The sequence below is a fragment of the Bacillus sp. FSL K6-2944 genome, assembly GCF_038005385.1.
Lineage (GTDB): Bacteria > Bacillota > Bacilli > Bacillales > Bacillaceae_G > Bacillus_A > Bacillus_A cereus.
Map to the genome: position 1 here is coordinate 467,123 of NZ_JBBOTE010000002.1, position 19,551 is coordinate 486,673.

Genomic DNA, 19,551 nt, shown 5'->3' on the forward strand with positions numbered 1-19,551 from the left:
ATTTGATACAGGATAAGAAATAAGTATCTTGTCAATTATTATAGTCGTAATGACAATTATAATTGACAAAGATAAGGATATTATTTACAATTTTAATTAAATAAATGAAAAAGAGGGAAGACATGAAGCTTCAAAATCGAGTGAGGGAATTGCGAGCAAAGCATCGTTTATCACAAGGGGATTTAGGGAAAGCGATTGGATCATCACGGCAAACGATTAGTTTAATTGAGCGCGGGGATTATGCACCATCTATCGTATTGTCGTTAAAAATCGCACAAATTTTCAATGTACCGGTGGAGGAAATATTTACGTTAGTAGAGGGGGAAGAGGACGATGAAGAGTAAGAGTAAGCGAAAAAAACAATTTGATTCTGTGGGGAAAATAGCATTAAGTATGATGGGTGGCTTTTTAACGTCTTATATAGCTTTAAATTTACTCTCGGATGAACCGAGAAAATTATCATCCAATACATTTATAGGTATATGTACTATTTTTGGAATTTTAATGATGTACTATACTTGGAAGAATACACGTATGTTAGCAGAGGCACGCGATGAAGAAGAGAGCGTACAAGGCAGAAAATTAGGCATTATAAGTATATATTTACGTGTAGGCGATATAGTTACGCAGGCATGGTTTGTATATGCAGTTATTACATGTAGACGTGCACTGTTGCAGGATACAAATGTTTCATTTGCGGTGTGGAATTTAGTAGCTTCTATTGTTTGTTTAACTACTGTAGTAATTATCGGACTCATAACAAAAAATCGTTATAATAAGCTATATCCTGAACAAGGTGTAACGTATATGGAATCTATGAAAATGTGGACGAAAAACGCAGATGAAGGATTAAAGCACATTGTGCATGAGGCTGGATATAAAGCGTATGAATTTACGAATACAATATTGGCATATGTATGGTGGGCTGCCGTTATATATACAGCTGCTAGTGATATCGATTGTGTATTAATTGGCTTAATCTCATTTATTTGGATATTGCATCTCGGGAAGTTCATGTACGAAATGCAAAGAAAAATGATTTATTAAGGGGAGAAAAAGGTGGATATTTTAAGAAGGCCAGCTGGCTCAATGACAGTGGCGCTAATTCTGTCCATTTTATACGGAGTAATCCGAACTGGGAAATTAGAAGTAATTTTGAACTTATGGGCAATAGTTGGAATTTCATTGTTAGTGTTAGCCATTCATGAGCTAGGACATGTAGTATTTGGTGTAATAGGTGGTTTGACATTTAAATTTATGACAGTAGGACCCATTACTATTCAAAAAGAAAAGGGAAAATTACGCATTCGAGAAAATAAATTGTGGGCGTACTTTGGAGGTGTTGCAACACTAGTACCACCTTCTATAGAGACACCGAATCTTTCGAAAAAGTGGGCGTGGCTCACTTTAGGTGGACCGATTACGAGTTTACTATTTGGTATTACTTCCGGTTACATATATATGGTGAGTTATTATCAATATCTTTTATATTTTTCCTTTTTCCATTTTGCAATCTTTGCGGTTACAATTGTGCCGATAAAAGGAATGCTTATGAGTGATGGGATGCAATTTCTTATTTTAATTAAAGATGATGAAAGAGCTAGAAATCACTTATATGAGATTCAAATATCGAGTGAGTTATTTAGTTATAAAAGACCGAAAGATTGGGATGAAAGGTTAGTAGAATTGAGTGAGGAGAAAATAAAAGAGAATAAAGGGATAAGAGAGATAATGAGTAGACTTATGCTCGTCTTTTTTGCTCGTGCAGATCAAGAGGGAATGGAAAGAGCGATACCGTATATAGAACGAATTGTTCAACTACCTGTAACGAAAGAAAATAAGTTTTTCGTTAGTAGTTTTCATAGTTGGTACCTTTTATATAAAGCCCTTTATCAGATGGATAGTCTTTCTTTGCAAGAAGCAAAGGAACATGCAAAGGCTATTACAAAAATGGACCTAAGTGGATATTACCGTACACAAGGAATTATTAGATATGTAGAGGGTAATATGGAAGCGTCCCGTACTTATATGAAGAAAGCCGATCAAGAATTAAAGAGCGCCGAGAAGAGTGAGATGGGATATTTACAATTAGAAAGAGAATGGTTTGAGCAGCTGAAAGAGAGGGTATCTTACGATGGGTGAGGTATCCTCTTTTTTCTATGTCATCTTATGCCGTTCCATAAACAGCCTAGGACGAGTAAAATGAGATAAGAAGAGCAAAGCTTGGAGGAATTCTAGATGGAAATTTTAACGATTATTTTAATCGTCTTGCTCATTTATGCTGTTTTTAAAGTGGCATATGTAGCATTAAAGATACTCGCGATCTTATTAATTATCTTTTTAATCGTAGAGTTCGGCAGTAAATTGCTTGGTGGATAGGGTATGTTGTGCGTTTTGAGTGTCGAAGGTTGTCGGTAAATCGATATCTTGTGTCGAAGCGTCGATATAATGAAAAAATCGTTGATATAAGTGGAGAAACGATCGATATATTTGAAAAATCGTTGATATATTTTAGTGAATACGAAGTGGGGTATATGGAAAAGAAGTTGCCGTGAGGGCAACTTCTTTTTATCGTGATGCGGGGTATGCAAACCAACATAAAAAAGCTGGAAGAGTATCTTCCAGCTTAAGAGTTACTTTCAATTTGGCGACCGCTATCTTCTTCATTGTCTTGTAATAGGTTGAATACGTCTGCTAAGCAGAATGCAATGAACCAAGTCCATAGACCGTGGAAGAAAGCTGAGCTTAATTGAAGTGGTAATGTATAGTTTGTCATTGAGTAGGAAATACATCCACCAACGATTCCGATCATTGTTAATAACATTGTTTTTTGAGCGTTTTCTTCTGGATTGAAGAGGAAGTAAATGTATCCGCCTAAAATTGAAGCGCTTACAAGTGTTTCGATTCCATTAAAGATGATATTCTCTCCAAGCTGAGTGTTTGTCCAGAAGCAGATTGTTCCGCCGATAATAGCAAACAGGACAGCTATTGTATATCGTATATATTGATTCATATGTTCATCTCCTTATGTAATAAGATGATTTGGAAGTCAAAAAGGTAGGTATAGTATATTGAAGTGAGTTTTAATTGTACGTATCTTTTTATAAAAAGATCATTGAAGAGTAACTAAGATGATCGGTTGTTTAAACCGTTACGTGTATGGTGTCTGAAATATACCCGACTGCTCGTTTCTTTTTGCTTGTAAAATAAGAGAAACTTCCAAGTCTATATACTCTTTTTTTGTGAGTCTGCTTTCATTATAACACATTTAGGGACATAATAATAGAATTATCTGATTTTGTAATAAGTGTAAAAAATAAAAAGCGCAAGGAAATACCATTAACGGTGCAGTTTAGTGGAAGAAGGATTTTAATTTATTATGATGAAATATGTAATCAAGGTGAGATCTAAGAATGAGGCTTAAATACTATAAAAAATGTTTTATAGCATGAATGTAAGGGAGGAGAGCTAACTTGGAGTTCACAACAGAAAGATTAATAATTAGACCTTTTAAGAGTACTGATTTACAGGATGTATTTGCTATTTATAATAGTGATGATACATGTAAGTTCCTATTACATAATAAGTGGACTCATGAAGACATGCAGAAAAGATTTAATAAGAAGATAGCAAATCATGTACTGACTAAAGAAACAATATTAAGTTTGGCAGTTATATACAAAACTAAAGTAGTTGGTGATTTATCCGTATGGTACACAAATATGAAAGACACTGTTGAGATTGGTTATAGTTTTTCAAATGAAGTAGCTGGGAGAGGTTTGGCGACAGAAGCAGTAAGTAGTTTGGTATTGAAATTATTTAATGAATTCAATGTACATCGTATACAGGCTAATCTTGATGCACGTAATACGGCTTCACAAAAATTGTGTGAACGAATAGGTATGAGAAAGGAAGCCCATTTCATACAAGATTTTTGGAATAAAGATGAATGGACAGATAGTATTGTATATGGAATGCTATCCTCCGATTTGTAGTAATAAACTTAGTGATTTTATTCTGCTAAAAGGTACGTTAGTTGAATAACAAAGGGCATAACATATTATATATGACTAATATGTTATGCCCTTTAATTTATTAACCTTTTTATATGCGTTTGAAACGGCCGACAATTTCAACTGTTTCAGTAATGTTCATAAATGCTTTGTTATCCACTTGACGGATAATACGTTTCATTTCGCCTAACTCATAGCGAGTCACGACAGTGTAAATCATTTTTTTCTTATGGTTTGTATAGCCGCCGACAGCGTCTACCATTGTCACCCCGCGTATGCCGTGATGTAGTAGTGCGCTTTTTATTTCCTCGCCTTTTTCTGTAATAGTCATTATCGTTAATTTAATATGTTTCGTATGCACAGCATCGATAACTTTGCTGACTACAAATCGACTAATTAACGTATAAAGTGTAATATCCCATCCGAAAATAAAACCTGCTGCTACAAGTAAGATTAAGTTGAATACAAATATGATTGCTCCAATTGAAACATCTCGATATTTCGCTACAATCAATCCAACAACATCAAAACCACCTGTTGAAGAAGCAAATCGGAATATAATTCCTGAAGCTGCTCCGCAGATGACACCACCGAATACAGAAGAAAGTAAAATATCGTCTGAAACTTGGTGTACCGGGATAATGTTCATCGCTAACGATGATACAGCTACAAAGTAAGCTGTTAAAAAGGTTGTCTTCTTGCCTAAGTAAAAGTGACTTAAAATAAGAAGAGGAATGTTTAGTAAAAAGATAAGTGCACCGATATTGTAGTGCATTAAATAACCGATAATCATCCCTACACCAGCGAATCCACCGCTAATCATATTATGCGGGATAAAAAACATATTCATAGAAATTGCATACAAAATAGAAGCTATAAAAATAACAACCAACTGTATCATAAATTCTAAGTGAAATGTTTTAGCTGCTGGGAAGGATAAAAAGGCGGTGTCGGGAACGTAATCGGCGTCTCCTAGTTGACCCATAGTATGTTTCATCTCCATATTCATTTTTGATTACAAGAAGAGAATAAAGGTTTTTTCAAAAACTGGCAATAGTTTTATTATAATGCAAAAATTTTATAAATTTCTAATAAATCAAGCCTATTCATTGATGTGTGTGAATATGCTAAAGAAAGCGAATACAACGTTTCTTAATTATTGTTTTCTTGAGAAAATATGCAAAATACTTTTTTTGAAAATAAAAGGAAATAGAGAATATTTGCCCGATGTGCTAAAATGACCTTATTAAGGATGTGAAGCGATGGAATTTTTATTGCAGGATGCAATTCTATATATATCGTTTGTAACGACGGCACTTTGTTTATTAGAAGTTTTCTTCCTTGCTAATGTTTCTCGCTTTGTGCGTCAACAAGCATCAAACGGTAGACAAAGAGCTTTTGCGTTAGTTGATACATGTGAAGATAGTGCAGGAAATGTACCGCTATTTTCTATTTTTTATAAATATGGAATGATTCGTTCTGTACGCAGACAAGAATCAAGTGAAGAGAATGACGAGGTCGGTCCGTATACGCCAATGTTTCGCTAAATAATTACGAAACATTGGAGGAATGAACATGTTAAAATCATACCGAGCTGTGCTCGTTAGTTTATCATTATTATTTGTTTTTGTTTTATCTGGTTGCAGTAATGCAGCCCCAATTGATGCACATAGTACGGGAATTTGGGATCATTATTTTGTATATCCAATCTCGTTTATGATTCAATTTGTTGCTCATCATATACCTGGAGCTAGCTTTGGGATTGCTATCATTATTATGACGCTCGTTATTCGTTCAGCAATGATTCCATTAGCTGTTTCGCAATATCGCAGCCAAGCGAAAATGAAGAAAATGCAACCTGAATTGCAGAAGCTAAAGAAAAAGTACGGTGATGTAAGCAAAGACCTTGAAAAACAAAAGCAGTATCAAAAAGAAATGTCAGAACTAATGAAATCAGGCGGTTGGAATCCACTTGCTGGTTGCTGGCCATTATTAATACAAATGCCGATTTTCTCTGCTTTGTATTATGCGATTAGCAGAACTGAAGAGATTCGCACATCTTCGTTTTTATGGGTGAACCTAGGACATGCAGATCCATATCATATATTACCGATTATTGCAGCGTTAACGACATTTATTCAGATGAAAGTTTTCCAATCGAATATTACACCTGGAGAACAAGTACAGATGCTAAAGGTGCAGCAAATTATGATGCCGGCAATGATTCTATTTATGGGGTTTGCGGCGCCATCAGGACTTGTGTTGTACTGGATAACAGGTAACTTATTTACAATGACACAAACAATTGTATTAAGAAAAATAATGGAACGTGAAGAGTTACAATTACAAAAAGCATAGAGAAACACCGCTCATTACGAGCGGTGTTTTTTTGTTAAATCGTTAAGGAAATGTTAAGAAACCGACATTACTATAGGCATTGTATACGAAAGTGTACATGCATTAGAAATATGAAGGAGGAAATTTCCTATGAAGAAGAAAACAGTTGATTATTTAGCGATTGCAGGTGCTTTATCATTCGGAATCATTGGAGGAGTCGGCATTCCGGCATTCGCGGCAACGAATACTCCAGCAGTGGATCAGCCTGCAAAAACGGCGAAAAAGGATTTGGATGACGCTACAAAACAAAAAGTAAAAACAATTATGGACGATACAAAGAAACAGTTAGAGGAACTAGGTGTAAAGCTTCCAGAGAAAGAGAAGCGTAAAGACATGTTTGCAGGATTAGATGAACAGGCGAAAGAAAAAGCGAAGTCCATTTTAGAGCAAGAGAAGTCTGGTAAATTAACACGAGAACAGGCAAAAGAAGAATTAACAAAATTAGGCGTGAAGTTCCCGGAAAAGGGTAAGCACAAAGAAATGTTTGCGGGATTAGATGAACAGGCGAAAGAAAAAGCGAAGTCAATTTTAGAGCAAGAGAAATCTGGAAAATTAACGCATGAGCAAGCAAAAGAGGAATTAACAAAGCTAGGCGTGAAAATGCCGGAGAAAGGTAAACATGGAGACATGTTTGCTAACTTAGATGAACAGACAAAAGAGAAAGCGAAGTCAATTTTAGAGCAAAAGAAATCCGGAAAATTAACGCATGAGCAAGCAAAAGAAGAATTAACAAAATTAGGTGTGAAACTTCCAGAGAAAGAGAAGCATGAAGACATCTTTGCTGGATTAGATGAAGCAACAAAAACAAAAGCAAAAGCGATTTTAGACAACGAAAAGAAACAATTAGAGGCATTGAATGTTGATTTACCGCACCATAAGTTTTTTATGAAAAAAGAAGATAAATAATTGATTTATGTATCTTTCGTGTGGGCAACCGGAAGGTACGTGCGAGGACCGATTTCTGTCAGCAGAAATCGGTCCCTTTTAATGATTCAATAAAATTCTTTTCATTGTTAGTATGTATCCGAAGATGCAGTAGAAGATTGCAAAACCGATAAACACTTCCGTATATTGATATTTACCCAATACGTAGAAGGAAACAGCTGGTATAATAGCTACCGCTAAAATGCTATAACCAGGATACTTGTGCCGATGCATGATAGCGAATAGAATAGAGAGAAACGTAGCAATGATACAAAAGACAGCAATCATTATTAGTACACCTCCTAAATGGATTATACCATTTTTAGGGAATTAGAGAAGTTTTGTATGTTCTGTTATAATATAAGAAGAGAAATATTTCCTATGTTATATAAAAAAATATATTGATTTTTTCTAACAATTCAATATAATGAACAATAACTACAAAATTCGACATCAAGAAGTGATGATGAGGACATGATCAATTTTTTACGATTTTCAGAGAGGGAAGCCTTTGGCTGTGAGCTTCCTAATACGGAAAAATGGATTACCACCTCTGAACTGCAGCAGTGAACGAGCATCTAGTAATTGCTTGCCGGCAAAAACCGTTATTTAGACTTGAGAAATTGGTGAAGTGTGTTACTTTACGAATTGAAACAAGGGTGGAACCACGAATACAACACTCGTCCCTTTTTTAGGGAGGAGTGTTTTTTTATTTCATTTTTGCATCACACTAGGATTGGAAGGAGGATACGCAGCATGCATCATGATGAGAAGAACAAAATTGGTTTAACAGTAGCACTTTCTATCGTAGTAGGAACGATTATTGGATCTGGTGTGTTTATGAAACCAGGGAGCGTATTAGATTACTCGGGGAGTTCTAATATGGCCATTCTTGCTTGGGTAATTGGTGGTCTGTTGACGCTAGCAAGTGGTTTAACAGTAGCTGAAATTGGAGCGCAAATCCCGAAAAATGGTGGGTTGTATACGTATTTAGAGGAGATTTACGGAAGTTTTTGGGGATATTTATCAGGTTGGATGCAAACAATTGTTTATGGATCTGCTATTATCGGAACATTAGGTTTATACTTTAGTTCTTTAATGATTAATTTTTTCTATTTAGATAAAGTATGGAATTTACCAATTGCAATTGGAACAGTTGTGTTCCTTGGCGTTGTAAATAGTATGGGAACAAAATACGGAGGTATCGTTCAAACAATCACGACAATTGGGAAGATGATTCCGATTGTGTTAATTGTTGTGCTAGGTTTCTGGAAAGGGAATAGTGATATCTTTAACGTAGTTGTGCCGATATCGGAAAATCAAAGTATCGGTATGGCAATTTTAGCAACGTTATTTGCTTATGACGGCTGGATTTTACTTGCTTCGATTGGTGGAGAAATGAAGAATCCAACAAAGCTATTACCGAAAGCAATGACAGTTGGGATTTTAATTGTAACAGCTGCATACGTATTAATTAACTTGGCGTTATTAAATGTATTACCAGCAGCGAAAATTGTAGACCTTGGAGAAAATGCAACAGCGACAGCTGCAGGCATGTTACTTGGAGAATATGGTGGGAAAATTATTAGTATCGGTATTATCGTTTCTATTTTCGGCTGTTTAAATGGAAAGATTTTAACATTCCCACGTATTCCAATGTCTATGGCAGAGCGTGGACAACTTCCATTTTCTAAGTTTATTGCAAAGGAAAGTCCGAGATTTAAAACACCAGCAAATGCGATTACTGTTGAAATCATTTTAGGAATTATTTTAATGATTATTAGTGATCCAAATAAGCTATCTGAGATTTCCGTATTCATTATTTATATTTTCTACGTAATGACGTTTATTGGTGTCTTCATCTTAAGAAAACGTAATAAGAATAAAGAGCGTGCATATAGTGTACCGTTATTCCCAATCGTACCAATCGTAGCGATTTTAGGTTCGTTCTTTGTAATCGGTAGTGCGATTATTAACGATCCAGTAAGTTGTTTCTTATCAATTGGAATTGTCTTTACTGGACTGCCGGTGTATTGGTATTTAAATAAGAAGAAAGAAACAGAATGATGGAAGGGTAGGCGTATAATACGCCTACCTTTTTTACTGTAAAAAATTATACTTGCGTCCACTTTCTATTTTGGTTACTATAGTCGTAGTAATCAAAATGGAAAGCGTGGGGAAAGACTTGAATTTTCGTGTTTATATTTTAGCTATCGCGGCTTTCGTAGTCGGAACGGTTGAGTTAATTATAGGAGGAACGCTCGATTTAGTTGCCAATGATTTAGGAGTATCTATTAGCGCAGCTGGTCAGCTTATAACAATATTTTCGGTAGTATTTGCTTTGTCAGGTCCAGTTTTATTAGCTGTGACAGGGAAGTTTGAAAGAAAAACATTGTATGTTGGAGCATTATCGATTTTCTTAATCGGAAATATTATTTCGGCATTTAGTGTGAATTACGGAATGCTAATGTTCTCAAGGGTTATTTGTGCGGCGAGTGGTTCATTAATTATTGCACTATCGGTAACACTTGCTTCTAGTGTTGTAGAACCGCATTTTCGTGCGCGTGCAATTGGAATCATTTTCATGGGAATTAGCGGATCACTCGTACTTGGAGTACCGCTCGGTCTTGTGCTCGGAAATGCATACGGATGGCGTGCACCATTTGTATTAATTTCTGTATTAACAGTTATGGCAATAGCTTGTATTTCATTGTTCTTAACGAAAGTACCACCGACATCGGTATTATCAATAAAAGAACAACTTGCTACTTTAAAAGATAAAAAAATTGTAAGTGCACAGTTAACATTTGTTTTTAACGGGGCATTTAACATTGTATGCATATTTAACACCGTTTTTAAAAGATGTCATGCATGTTGAAGCAAACTGGATTAGTGTGTTTTACTTTATTTTCGGAATCGCAGCAGTAATTGGTGGCGGATTCGGTGGCTGGCTTGCTGATAAATGGGGATCGAAGAAAAGTATTATTTCTATCATTATCGTATTTGCGTGTGCAATCTTCATACTGCCATTAATGACATTCTCATTCCCGCTCTTCATCATTATGATGGGACTTTGGAGTATGCTGAGCTGGGCGATTTCACCAGCACAGCAAAATTATTTAATTGAAATTGCACCGGAATCAGCTGGTATTCAGCAAGGTTTAAATAACTCTGCGCTTCATTTAGGAATTGCACTCGGTTCAACAGTAGGCGGAGTTGTTATTGAAAAATCATCTGTTATATATAATGCTTGGGTAGGCGGTGGTTTTATTATATTAGCACTGCTTTGCGCGATTTTCTCGATTACGAGAGGACGCTCTACTCAGTTCGTAAAAGAAGAATCTATCGTTTGATAGGTTCTTTTTTATTTGTAAAAAATTGCAGGTTTTAGTAGGTAAATGGAGAAAAGGGTATATAGCGAGGTGATAGTATATGGATTATTCAATTATTGGTTTTATATTCACAGTATTGCCGTTATTTGTAGTTATCATTGTTTTTAGATGGATTCGTTTCATCTATCAAAATTCAGAGAAGCAAGTAGAGCAAAATGAAAAAATCATTGAGCTGTTGATAGAGATAAAGGAACAAAACGAAAAGGAGTCTAAGTGAAAAATTAGACTCCTTTTTATTATTTAATTAGTACCTCAATTTCATCAACAAACTCTTAATTTCCTCATCTTCCATAAAGAGATCGTGGTGCTTCTGGGTAATCTTTGCAAGTGCAACGTCGTGATAGAAAAATTCTGTAAAGAACTTTACGAAAGGTTGTGACATTGTTTTCATCGCTTGCCATGACTCTTGTTCTACGCCAGCAAATAAAATTTCACGATCGTCAACGATGAGTAGCAAGTAGCGCTCTAATGCATTAGGTTCTTCAGCTGGGATTAGAAAATGCATGTTTTCTAAGTCTGTTTCTACTTCTCCAACAATAAGGGACTCAATTTGAACACCTTGTTTTGCTTTTTGTTCTAGTAAAGGAAGATATTCTAAAAGAGTATCATTCCAAGCTGAAATACGGATTGATTCTTGTGCACTTTCAATGAGTTCTTTACTTTGAACTCGAATAGAAGATTGCATCTTTAAGCTCCACACACGGTCATCTGTAAATGATTTTTTTGATATATTTGTTTCCAGTTCTTTAATATTTGATTGGAATTCTGTCGTTAATTTTTCAATTGCTAGCTTTAGTGGTAATGCTGTATACAATTTTTTCTTTTCTGAAACAGAATCCATTACCATTCCTTTATCGATTAGGCGTGCTAGCACTTCATATATTTTTGCTTTTGGAACACCTGAATGCTTCACAATTGTTGTAGCATCTAATGGTTCATTGCTTGATACGACAACTTCATAAGCCTGGCTTTCATATTGTGAGAAACCGAATTTTTGTAACATAGTTCCCTCCGAACGAATGAGATTATATTTTAAGGATAATGAACTATTTGTTTTTGCACAAGTGGTAGTCCTTTTTCTAATTGTATTAAGGTGAGAATTAATTTCAATTTTTTAATTTTATCTATTATACTTAATATAATGATTAATAAGTTTTTTAATTTAATACGAAGGGGATGCTGGGGGGAAGATGTTAAGAAGTTTACGTTTAAAAATTGCGGTAGTGTTTTCAGTACTTATTTCTATGATGTTCGTAATATTGGGTACAGCTGTGTATCAATTACAGAAAGAAAAGGAAGTGCGTTCCTTAGACGAGTATTCTCAAAATGCGATGGATCTTGTGACAGAGCAACTTACGACATTTGTTCAAAGAACGGATGAAGATATGGGGTATTACGCGAACAGTGAGATGATTCGTAATATACTTCAAGGTGGGGTTACTCCAGAAGAGGAAGCGTTTTTAACGAAAGAGTTTGCGGAGTATAAAAAGAATCATCCTGGTATTTTAGATTTATATATTGGTACGAAAGATAAAAAAACATTAAGTGCCAATCTTGCTGAAGGTGGGCAAGTGCCAGAAGGATATGACCCAACGACAAGACCATGGTATAAAGATTCAGAGGCTGATGTAAAAAAGGTCCATTGGGGACAACCTTCTTATGAAATTGCAACAGGAAAGTTAAGTGTAGGTGTTTCTAAAGCAATTACAGCTCAAGATGGGTCTGTATTAGGTGTTGTTGCGATGGATGTATCGCTTGGTACGATTCAGAAGTTGCTTCACAATATTCAATACAATAATGACGGAGAAATGTTTATTATAAATGATAAAAATATGGCTCTTGTTTATCCAGAAAAGATAGGGAAAGATGTTTCTAAAGAGCCGCTTATAAAGAGCTTAAATAAAGAGGGAACAAAATATGCGGTCACTACAATAAAAGGTGAAGATGTAGTTGTTTATAGTCAATCATTTGATACGATGAAATGGACAATAGGAATCTTTTATCCGAAAGAAACGATCGATGGGCTATTAAATAGTACGAGAAATACAGTTATTATAATGGCATGTATTAGTTTATTAGTTGGAATCGTAGCTTCCTACTTATTCTCAAGAAGATTAGCAAGACCACTGCAACTATTAAAGAATCACGTTCAAAAAGTAGCAGAAGGCGATTTAACGCTGCGAATGAAAGTGACAAGTAAAGATGAAGTTGGAGAGTTGACGAAGCACTTTAATGATATGGTTGAACAAATGAATGAAATGGTAAGTAAAATTAAAAACAGCGTATCAACGGTGCAACAATCAACGAATAGTTTACATTATTTAACGAACGAAACAGTAGCGGCTAGTAGAGAAGTTTCAGGAGCGATGGATGATGTGAGCGGAGGAGCTTCTACTCTTGCGAATAGTGTGGATGAAGTTTCAGCTCAGCTCGAGAATATGGCGGAGTCAGTGGAACAAATGAATAGCTCCGTTGGTGAAATAAAAGGAGTGGCTGGCAAAGCGGAAGAGGCGTCTAAGCAAGGATTAAATACAATGAGGAATTTAATCCGTACGAGGGGACAATCATCTTCGATTGTTGTTCATACAGAAGAAGCATCGGATAAGTTAGAACAAAGGGTTGGATCGATTCAAAATGTTGTTGAGCTTATAAAAGGCATTTCGGATCAAACAAATTTACTTGCTTTAAATGCTTCGATTGAAGCTGCCCGTGCAGGTGAGCAAGGTAAGGGATTTGCGGTTGTTGCTGAAGAGGTTCGGAAATTAGCGGAACAATCAAAAGAGGCTACCGGAGAAATCACAACGATGATTGGTGATGTGCAAGTAGAAGTAAAAAGAGTTGTAGAAGTTGTAAGTAAATTGAAAGACATTGCAGATGTGCAAAATAAAGTGACGACAGAGGCAGAAATGGAGTTCCACACAATTATGTCAGTTGTAAATACGATTAGTACTTCAGTTGAAAAAATTGTAGAAGAGGTACATAACATAGGTTACGAGCAAGGAGAAATTACAGCGGTAATGCACACAATTGCTGGTACGAGTCAAGAAAGTGCAGCTGTTTCGGAAGAGGTACATGCTGCAACGGAATCACAGGTGAATCATTTAGAAAAGGTAGCTCACACGATGGAAAGTTTGACAGAACATATGAGAGATTTAGAAAGATTAGTCGAGCAGTTTAAAGTGGAAGAGTAACATATTAGTAAAATGATGAGGATTTCGGTAAAATAGACAATGGATATATAAGAAACGATTATAGGAGGAAGACTACTATGGCAATTGTTGATGTATCGATTATTCCAGTAGGAACAGGTAATCCAAGTGTTAGTGAATATGTAGCAGAAGTACAAAAGGTGCTAGAGAAAAATGCGGATCGCGTGAAGTATCAATTAACACCGATGAATACAATTATTGAAGGAGATCTTCCTGTCATTCTAGAAGTAATACAACAAATGCATGAAGTTCCATATACGAAAGGTGCACAGCGTGTTGCAACAACTATTCGTATTGATGATCGTCGTGATAAAGTAAGCACAATGGAGAAAAAATTAAACTCTGTTCGATCAAAATTATAAGAAAAAGCAGCGATCTTCGCTGCTTTTTTCATATAGGAGGTAAATAAAATGAGTGAAAAGTTTAACGAGCAGTTTGATGGTTTACTGGAGAAATATACTGAGCTGTTACTTGGAGAGAGCAATGAAGAGAGAAAAGAACAGGTACAGAAGTGGGCACTGTATTCTTACATAGCTAAGACGATGCCAGCTTTAGTAAAGCATTGGAATGAAACTTATCCAGATGCGAAAGAAGAGATGGTACAGTTAATTACAGATATTAAAAGGCTGAATGAAGAGAAGCGAAATGAGCAATAAAAAAACTTGAGGTAAATATAATCGCAAGTTTTCTGTATTAATATCCTTATATAATTTACATGGAATATAAAGGATTTTATAGGCATGTCGAATATTTTCGACATGCCTATTTTATGCCTATTAAACTCCATTTTTCTAAATGTCGAAAAATATTTCGGGTATATTTATAAGCAGAAATATAGGTTTTTAAATGTTTGTATAGTATTTTATAAATTATCTAAATAATTATTTGTATCCAATAATTTTAAACAATGATATAATTTTGAAGAGGGGTAAAAAACAGATAAATTACAGTCATAGGGGTGAATTACATGGAACAATTAATGCGAAATTCGTTTCTTTTCTTATCTAAAAATAAAGCGCTAACAAAACTGGCTAAAAAGTACGGTTTACGCTTTGGTGCAGGTCGCTTCGTCGCAGGGGAGACGATTGAATTAGCGACAGCTGCCATTCAACAATTAAATAAGCAAGGTCTTTGTGTAACAATCGATTATTTAGGTGAATTCGTTGATAATGAAGCGGAAGCAAATGAAATGGCTAACCAATCGATTGAAGCGATCCGTGCAATTGGAAGAGAAGGTCTTGATTCGCAGCTTTCTTTAAAGATGACTTCTATGGGATTAGATATCTCTGATGAAATCGTAATGAACAATATGCGCCGTATTTTAGAAGCTGCAAAAGAAAATGGTGTGTTCGTTACAATTGATATGGAAGATTATACACGCTGTGGTAAAACAATTGATATCTTTAAACAGTTAAAATCTGAGTACGATAATATTGGTACTGTTATTCAAGCTTACCTATATCGTACAGAAAAAGATATTGAGGATTTAAATGCTTATAAACCTAATTTACGTCTTGTAAAAGGAGCTTATAAAGAACCTGAAGAAGTGGCGTTCCCGGACAAGAAAGATGTAGATGACAATTATAAAAAGATTATTAAAATGCACTTATTAAATGGAAATTATACTGCAATTGCTTCACATGACGAAGCAATTATTGAATATACAAAAAAACTTGCTGAAGAACATAATATTCCAAGGGATCAATTTGAATTCCAAATGTTATATGGTATTCGTAATGAGCGTCAACTTGAGCTAGTAAAAGAAGGTTACAAAATGCGTGTTTACGTACCTTATGGAAACGATTGGTATGGATATTTCATGCGCCGTCTAGCAGAGCGTCCAGCAAACGTTGCGTTCGTATTAAAAGGTATGGTTAAAAAATAACCAAGGAGAAAATACTCCTTGGTTATTTTAATTGCTGAAATGCATAATGTGCCATTTTCTTCGTATCAGGATATAGTTGCGCGCGAGTAGAAGATAATACGACGTTAATGACGCGTTTACCGTCTTTTTCATCCACTGTTACGACTGTATATTTGCCAAGTGCTGATAGACCGCTTTTACTTCCAATCGCATATGGATCGTCATATAGTTCTTCTCGTCCGTAGTTTGCGATGTTTGGAGAGCGTTCTGAAGTATGTAGAGTTGTACGTGTTGAATTCATATATTCTAAAACAACTGGATACTTTAATGCTTCTTTCGTAATAATAGCAATGTCATATGGCGATACTTTATTTCCAAGTGCATCAGCACCACTTGCGTTCTTGAAAGTCGCATGCTTTGTACCGAGTTCCTTCGCTCTAGCATTCATCATTTTCACAAATTCATTTTTTGATCCTGCAATATGTTCTGCGATGGATTCAGCTATTGGATCTGCACTAATGATAAGCATCAGTTTTAATGCCTCATCACGTTTTAACTTTTCCCCAGCACGAAGTTTAATTTTCTTACTTTGACTTTCTGTTTTAATTGCGTTTTCTGTAACTGTAATTTCTTCATCTTCTTTTACATTCTCTAGTAAAAGAAGGGTTGTCATCATTTTGGCTATACTAGCCGGATAAGAGCGTTCGTCTTCGCGTTTTCCATACAAAACTTCACCTGTGTCTGCATCGATTGTAACTCCATATTGCCCAGTAATATTAGGTTGATCAGCTCTTACAGCTTGTTGCCTTTGTGCATAAGAGAAGAAAATCATCCCTGTAAATAGTGTGGCAATCATTACAATCATAACTATTGTTCGTTTCATTATAATTCCCTCATTTGTTACAAATAAATTGGGCAGAAAAAGCAGCCATTAATCATTATGCCACGTTCTCTGCCCAAAAATATAGCGTTATTTTTCGCCCATATTATGCTTTTTATATTGTTGGTTATTACCTTGGCGTCCTTTTTCAACACCGTGATTATGTGGACCTGCGTTTCCAGTTACACTAGCTGCACTAATTCCAGCCTTTGAAGGGTTCTTCTTAAGTTTTGCCATATATATTCCTCCAGTTTCGTCAGATTATAAAAAGGAAAAGTGCATTTAAACAAAGAAAATACACATGTATAGCATAGCCAAATGAAAGAAAAATATTTATTTCAGAAAATTTTATCAATAAATATATTGCGAAAATTTAAACAGTATCATATATTTATTAGTAGAGGCTCACTCATTGATTGCGACTTATGTCGAAAAATTGAATGAGCATTCATTCAAGAATAGGGGGAGAATTGGATGTTCCAAATTAAAAAGGCTGCTGTTCTAGGTTCAGGCGTAATGGGTTCGGGAATTGCGGCACACTTAGCTAATATTGGTATTCCGACATTATTGCTTGATATTGTACCACCTGCGCTTACGAAAGAAGAAGAAGCGAAGGGACTTACATTAGAACATAAAAGTGTGAGAAATCGTTTTAGTAATACGGCTGTGCAAAAACTATTAAAGCAAAAACCAGCTCCTCTGACAGTGAAAGGAAATTTAGCACTGATTGAAGCAGGTAACTTAGAAGATGACCTTGAGCGTCTAGCTGATGTAGATTGGATTATTGAAGTAGTAGTTGAAAACTTAGATATTAAAAAGAAACTATTTGAAAAAGTAGATGCGGTTCGTAAACCGGGTTCTATCGTAAGCTCGAATACGTCAGGTATTTCAGTTGAAAAAATGGCAGAAGGTCGTTCAGACGACTTCCAGAAACACTTCTTAGGCACACACTTTTTTAACCCACCACGATATTTAAAACTTCTAGAGGTAATACCGACGAAAGAAACAGATCCACAAGTATTAAGCTTCATGAAACTATTTGGCGAAGACGTTCTTGGAAAAGGCGTTGTTATCGCAAAAGATACACCAAACTTTATTGGAAACCGCATCGGTACGTACGGTTTACTTGTTACTCTTCAAGAGATGGTAAAACGCGGCTATAGCATTGGGGAAGTTGATTCTGTAACAGGCCCACTTATTGGTCGTCCGAAGAGCGCAACGTTCCGCACATTAGATGTTGTCGGTTTAGATACATTCGTACACGTTGCAAATAACGTATATGAAAATGTGCAAGAAGAAGAGCGTGATGTATTTAAAGTACCAGCTTTCATGCATGACATGCTGGAGAAAAAATGGCTTGGAAGTAAAACGGGTCAAGGCTTCTTCTTAAAACAAGGAAAAGAAATTTTAGAATTAAATCCTGAAACGATGGAATACGAAGCGCGTAAAAAATTAAAAGCTGCATCCGTAGAGTTAAGTAAACAAGAAAAAGGATTAGCGAATAAATTGAAAGCGCTTGTATACGCAAAAGACCGTGCAGGAGAGTTATTATGGAACATCATTACACCAACTCTTTTATACTCTGCAAAACTTCATAAAGAAATTGCTGACGATATCGTTGCAATTGACCAAGCGATGAAGTGGGGCTTTGGATGGGAGCAAGGGCCATTTGAAGTGTGGGATGCAATCGGCGTTGAAAAATCTGTTCAAAAGATGGAAGAAAACGGCGTAGTTGTTCCTACTTGGGTGAAAGAAATGTTAGAGAAAGGTTTCACTACTTTCTATAAACATGATAACGGCGATAGCTACTATTACGATAATGGCGAATATAAGCTAATCGAGCGTAATAAAAAAGCAATTTCTCTTAAGCAATTAAAAGCGAAAAATGGTGTATTAAAGAAAAATAGCGGAGCGAGCTTAATTGATTTAGGCGACGGCATCCTTTGCTTAGAGTTCCATTCGAAGAGCAATGCAATCGGTATGGATATTACGCAAATGATTAACTACGCTGTTGATGAAGTAGAAAAGAATTATAAAGGTCTTGTTATCGGTAACCAATCGAAGAACTTCTGCGTTGGTGCGAACCTAGCAATGATCTTAATGGAAGCACAAGACGACAACTACTTTGAAATTGAGTTAGTTGTGAAAAACTTCCAAGATGCAATGACGAAAATTAAGTACTCTTCTAAGCCAGTTGTAGCAGCACCATATGGTATGACGCTTGGCGGAGGTACAGAAGTTTGCTTACCAGCAGCGAGCATTCAAGCTTCTAGTGAAACGTATATGGGCTTAGTAGAAGTTGGTGTTGGCTTAATCCCTGGCGGAGGCGGTAATAAAGAGCTATACATTAAACACTTAAACAAAATGGCAAACGGTGTAGAGTTTGATCTGCAAAAAGTTGCAAATAAAGTGTTCGAAACAGTCGCAATGGCGAAAGTTTCAACTTCAGGACAAGAAGCAGTTTCTCATAACTTCTTAGGTGATAAAGATGGTATTAGTGTGAATGGTGATCACTTACTATACGATGCGAAACAGAAAGCACTTGCTTTATATGAAGCTGGTTACAAAGCGCCAATCCGCAAAAAGATACCAGTTGTTGGGGAAACAGGATATGCAACTCTTGCACTTGGTGCAGAAGCAATGCATTTATCTGGTTACATTTCAGAGTATGACCTTCACATTGCGAAGAAACTTGCATATGTCATTGCGGGCGGAAAAGTACCGTACGGAACAGAAGTTGATGAGCAATATTTATTAGATGTAGAACGTGAAGCATTTATTAGCTTAGTAAGTGAGATGAAATCACAAGCAAGAATGCAGCACATGCTTGTAAAAGGAAAGCCATTACGTAACTAATAACGAGGGGAGATAT

21 protein-coding genes, 2 pseudogenes and 1 other annotated feature are annotated in these 19,551 nt (G+C 35.9%); of the genes and pseudogenes, 17 read left to right on the top strand and 6 right to left on the bottom strand.

Annotated elements, in window-relative coordinates:
• Positions 1 to 122: 122 nt before the first annotated feature.
• The 4 genes from MHH55_RS23395 (at position 123) to MHH55_RS23410 (ending at position 2,379) form a co-directional block, all read left to right on the top strand.
• Positions 123 to 344, top strand: a complete 222-nt coding sequence (locus MHH55_RS23395; protein WP_000776168.1) for a helix-turn-helix transcriptional regulator — start codon at positions 123 to 125, stop codon at positions 342 to 344.
• Positions 334 to 1,047 carry a DUF3169 family protein gene (locus MHH55_RS23400; RefSeq protein ID WP_033696596.1) on the top strand — a complete coding sequence of 238 codons (714 nt, stop codon included), beginning with the start codon at positions 334 to 336 and terminating at the stop codon, positions 1,045 to 1,047. Before MHH55_RS23395 ends, MHH55_RS23400 begins: the two co-directional genes overlap by 11 nt.
• 42 nt (positions 1,048 to 1,089) lie before the next feature.
• The gene (locus MHH55_RS23405; protein ID WP_121868613.1) at positions 1,090 to 2,142 is read left to right on the top strand and encodes a hypothetical protein; all 1,053 of its coding nucleotides are present in this window, start codon (positions 1,090 to 1,092) and stop codon (positions 2,140 to 2,142) included.
• Positions 2,143 to 2,238: 96 nt separating this feature from the next.
• Positions 2,239 to 2,379 (top strand): DUF3985 family protein, encoded by a 141-nt coding sequence (locus tag MHH55_RS23410; RefSeq protein WP_000404782.1) that lies wholly within the window; start codon positions 2,239 to 2,241, stop codon positions 2,377 to 2,379.
• A 247-nt stretch (positions 2,380 to 2,626) separates the two neighbouring features.
• Here the strand turns inward: MHH55_RS23410 and MHH55_RS23415 are convergent, their stop codons facing one another.
• A complete protein-coding gene (locus MHH55_RS23415) occupies positions 2,627 to 3,013 on the bottom strand; it encodes a DUF3938 domain-containing protein (protein WP_001077773.1) in 387 nt (128 codons plus the stop codon).
• 460 nt (positions 3,014 to 3,473) lie between these two features.
• Between MHH55_RS23415 and MHH55_RS23420 the strand changes: the two genes are divergently transcribed.
• Positions 3,474 to 3,995 carry a GNAT family N-acetyltransferase gene (locus MHH55_RS23420; RefSeq protein WP_000397299.1) on the top strand — a complete coding sequence of 174 codons (522 nt, stop codon included), beginning with the start codon at positions 3,474 to 3,476 and terminating at the stop codon, positions 3,993 to 3,995.
• A gap of 109 nt (positions 3,996 to 4,104) precedes the next feature.
• Here the strand turns inward: MHH55_RS23420 and MHH55_RS23425 are convergent, their stop codons facing one another.
• Complete coding sequence (locus MHH55_RS23425) at positions 4,105 to 4,998, bottom strand: YitT family protein (protein ID WP_000530044.1); 894 nt, start codon at positions 4,996 to 4,998, stop codon at positions 4,105 to 4,107.
• A gap of 277 nt (positions 4,999 to 5,275) precedes the next feature.
• Here MHH55_RS23425 and MHH55_RS23430 point away from each other — a divergent pair, with 277 nt between their 5' ends.
• The 3 genes from MHH55_RS23430 (at position 5,276) to MHH55_RS23440 (ending at position 7,316) form a co-directional block, all read left to right on the top strand.
• Positions 5,276 to 5,560: a hypothetical protein gene (locus MHH55_RS23430; RefSeq protein ID WP_000394926.1), complete on the top strand. Its 285-nt coding sequence runs from the start codon at positions 5,276 to 5,278 to the stop codon at positions 5,558 to 5,560.
• A 28-nt stretch (positions 5,561 to 5,588) separates the two neighbouring features.
• Positions 5,589 to 6,371, top strand: a complete 783-nt coding sequence (gene yidC, locus MHH55_RS23435; RefSeq protein ID WP_078186722.1) for a membrane protein insertase YidC — start codon at positions 5,589 to 5,591, stop codon at positions 6,369 to 6,371.
• 129 nt (positions 6,372 to 6,500) lie between these two features.
• Positions 6,501 to 7,316 (top strand): hypothetical protein, encoded by an 816-nt coding sequence (locus MHH55_RS23440; protein WP_078186723.1) that lies wholly within the window; start codon positions 6,501 to 6,503, stop codon positions 7,314 to 7,316.
• Between the two features lie 78 nt (positions 7,317 to 7,394).
• Here the strand turns inward: MHH55_RS23440 and MHH55_RS23445 are convergent, their stop codons facing one another.
• Positions 7,395 to 7,622, bottom strand: coding sequence for a hypothetical protein (locus MHH55_RS23445; protein ID WP_000562231.1), 228 nt, complete (start codon positions 7,620 to 7,622; stop codon positions 7,395 to 7,397).
• A gap of 166 nt (positions 7,623 to 7,788) precedes the next feature.
• Positions 7,789 to 8,025: a binding site (T-box leader), on the top strand.
• A gap of 65 nt (positions 8,026 to 8,090) precedes the next feature.
• Between MHH55_RS23445 and MHH55_RS23450 the strand changes: the two genes are divergently transcribed.
• The 3 genes and pseudogenes from MHH55_RS23450 (at position 8,091) to MHH55_RS23460 (ending at position 10,943) form a co-directional block, all read left to right on the top strand.
• Positions 8,091 to 9,401, top strand: coding sequence for an APC family permease (locus MHH55_RS23450; RefSeq protein WP_078186724.1), 1,311 nt, complete (start codon positions 8,091 to 8,093; stop codon positions 9,399 to 9,401).
• Positions 9,402 to 9,507: 106 nt separating this feature from the next.
• Positions 9,508 to 10,687, top strand: a pseudogene (locus MHH55_RS23455) (MFS transporter).
• A 79-nt stretch (positions 10,688 to 10,766) separates the two neighbouring features.
• Positions 10,767 to 10,943, top strand: a complete 177-nt coding sequence (locus MHH55_RS23460; protein ID WP_000386582.1) for a hypothetical protein — start codon at positions 10,767 to 10,769, stop codon at positions 10,941 to 10,943.
• A gap of 27 nt (positions 10,944 to 10,970) precedes the next feature.
• Here the strand turns inward: MHH55_RS23460 and MHH55_RS23465 are convergent, their stop codons facing one another.
• Positions 10,971 to 11,729, bottom strand: coding sequence for a TrmB family transcriptional regulator (locus MHH55_RS23465; protein WP_000939481.1), 759 nt, complete (start codon positions 11,727 to 11,729; stop codon positions 10,971 to 10,973).
• Between the two features lie 244 nt (positions 11,730 to 11,973).
• On the opposite strand from MHH55_RS23465, the pseudogene MHH55_RS36460 reads away from it, so the two are divergent.
• The 5 genes and pseudogenes from MHH55_RS36460 to MHH55_RS23485 form a co-directional block, all read left to right on the top strand.
• Positions 11,974 to 12,969 (top strand): annotated as a pseudogene (locus MHH55_RS36460) (cache domain-containing protein); the annotation flags it as partial.
• Positions 12,970 to 13,092: 123 nt separating this feature from the next.
• Positions 13,093 to 13,917: a methyl-accepting chemotaxis protein gene (locus MHH55_RS36465; protein ID WP_426866785.1), complete on the top strand. Its 825-nt coding sequence runs from the start codon at positions 13,093 to 13,095 to the stop codon at positions 13,915 to 13,917.
• A gap of 77 nt (positions 13,918 to 13,994) precedes the next feature.
• Entirely contained in the window at positions 13,995 to 14,297 is a 303-nt protein-coding gene (locus MHH55_RS23475; protein WP_001018860.1) for an MTH1187 family thiamine-binding protein, read from the top strand.
• A 48-nt stretch (positions 14,298 to 14,345) separates the two neighbouring features.
• The gene (locus MHH55_RS23480) at positions 14,346 to 14,591 is read left to right on the top strand and encodes a YusU family protein (RefSeq protein WP_001290594.1); all 246 of its coding nucleotides are present in this window, start codon (positions 14,346 to 14,348) and stop codon (positions 14,589 to 14,591) included.
• A 311-nt stretch (positions 14,592 to 14,902) separates the two neighbouring features.
• Positions 14,903 to 15,820, top strand: coding sequence for a proline dehydrogenase family protein (locus tag MHH55_RS23485; RefSeq protein WP_000436783.1), 918 nt, complete (start codon positions 14,903 to 14,905; stop codon positions 15,818 to 15,820).
• 22 nt (positions 15,821 to 15,842) lie between these two features.
• On the opposite strand, the gene MHH55_RS23490 is transcribed toward MHH55_RS23485, so the two are convergent.
• On the bottom strand, positions 15,843 to 16,682 hold the full coding sequence (locus tag MHH55_RS23490) for a D-alanyl-D-alanine carboxypeptidase family protein (RefSeq protein ID WP_000831462.1): 840 nt from the start codon (positions 16,680 to 16,682) through the stop codon (positions 15,843 to 15,845).
• An 87-nt stretch (positions 16,683 to 16,769) separates the two neighbouring features.
• The gene (locus MHH55_RS23495; protein WP_001096344.1) at positions 16,770 to 16,916 is read right to left on the bottom strand and encodes a YuzL family protein; all 147 of its coding nucleotides are present in this window, start codon (positions 16,914 to 16,916) and stop codon (positions 16,770 to 16,772) included.
• Between the two features lie 237 nt (positions 16,917 to 17,153).
• On the opposite strand from MHH55_RS23495, the gene MHH55_RS23500 reads away from it, so the two are divergent.
• Positions 17,154 to 19,535 (top strand): 3-hydroxyacyl-CoA dehydrogenase/enoyl-CoA hydratase family protein, encoded by a 2,382-nt coding sequence (locus MHH55_RS23500; RefSeq protein ID WP_000486377.1) that lies wholly within the window; start codon positions 17,154 to 17,156, stop codon positions 19,533 to 19,535.
• Positions 19,536 to 19,551: the final 16 nt, after the last annotated feature.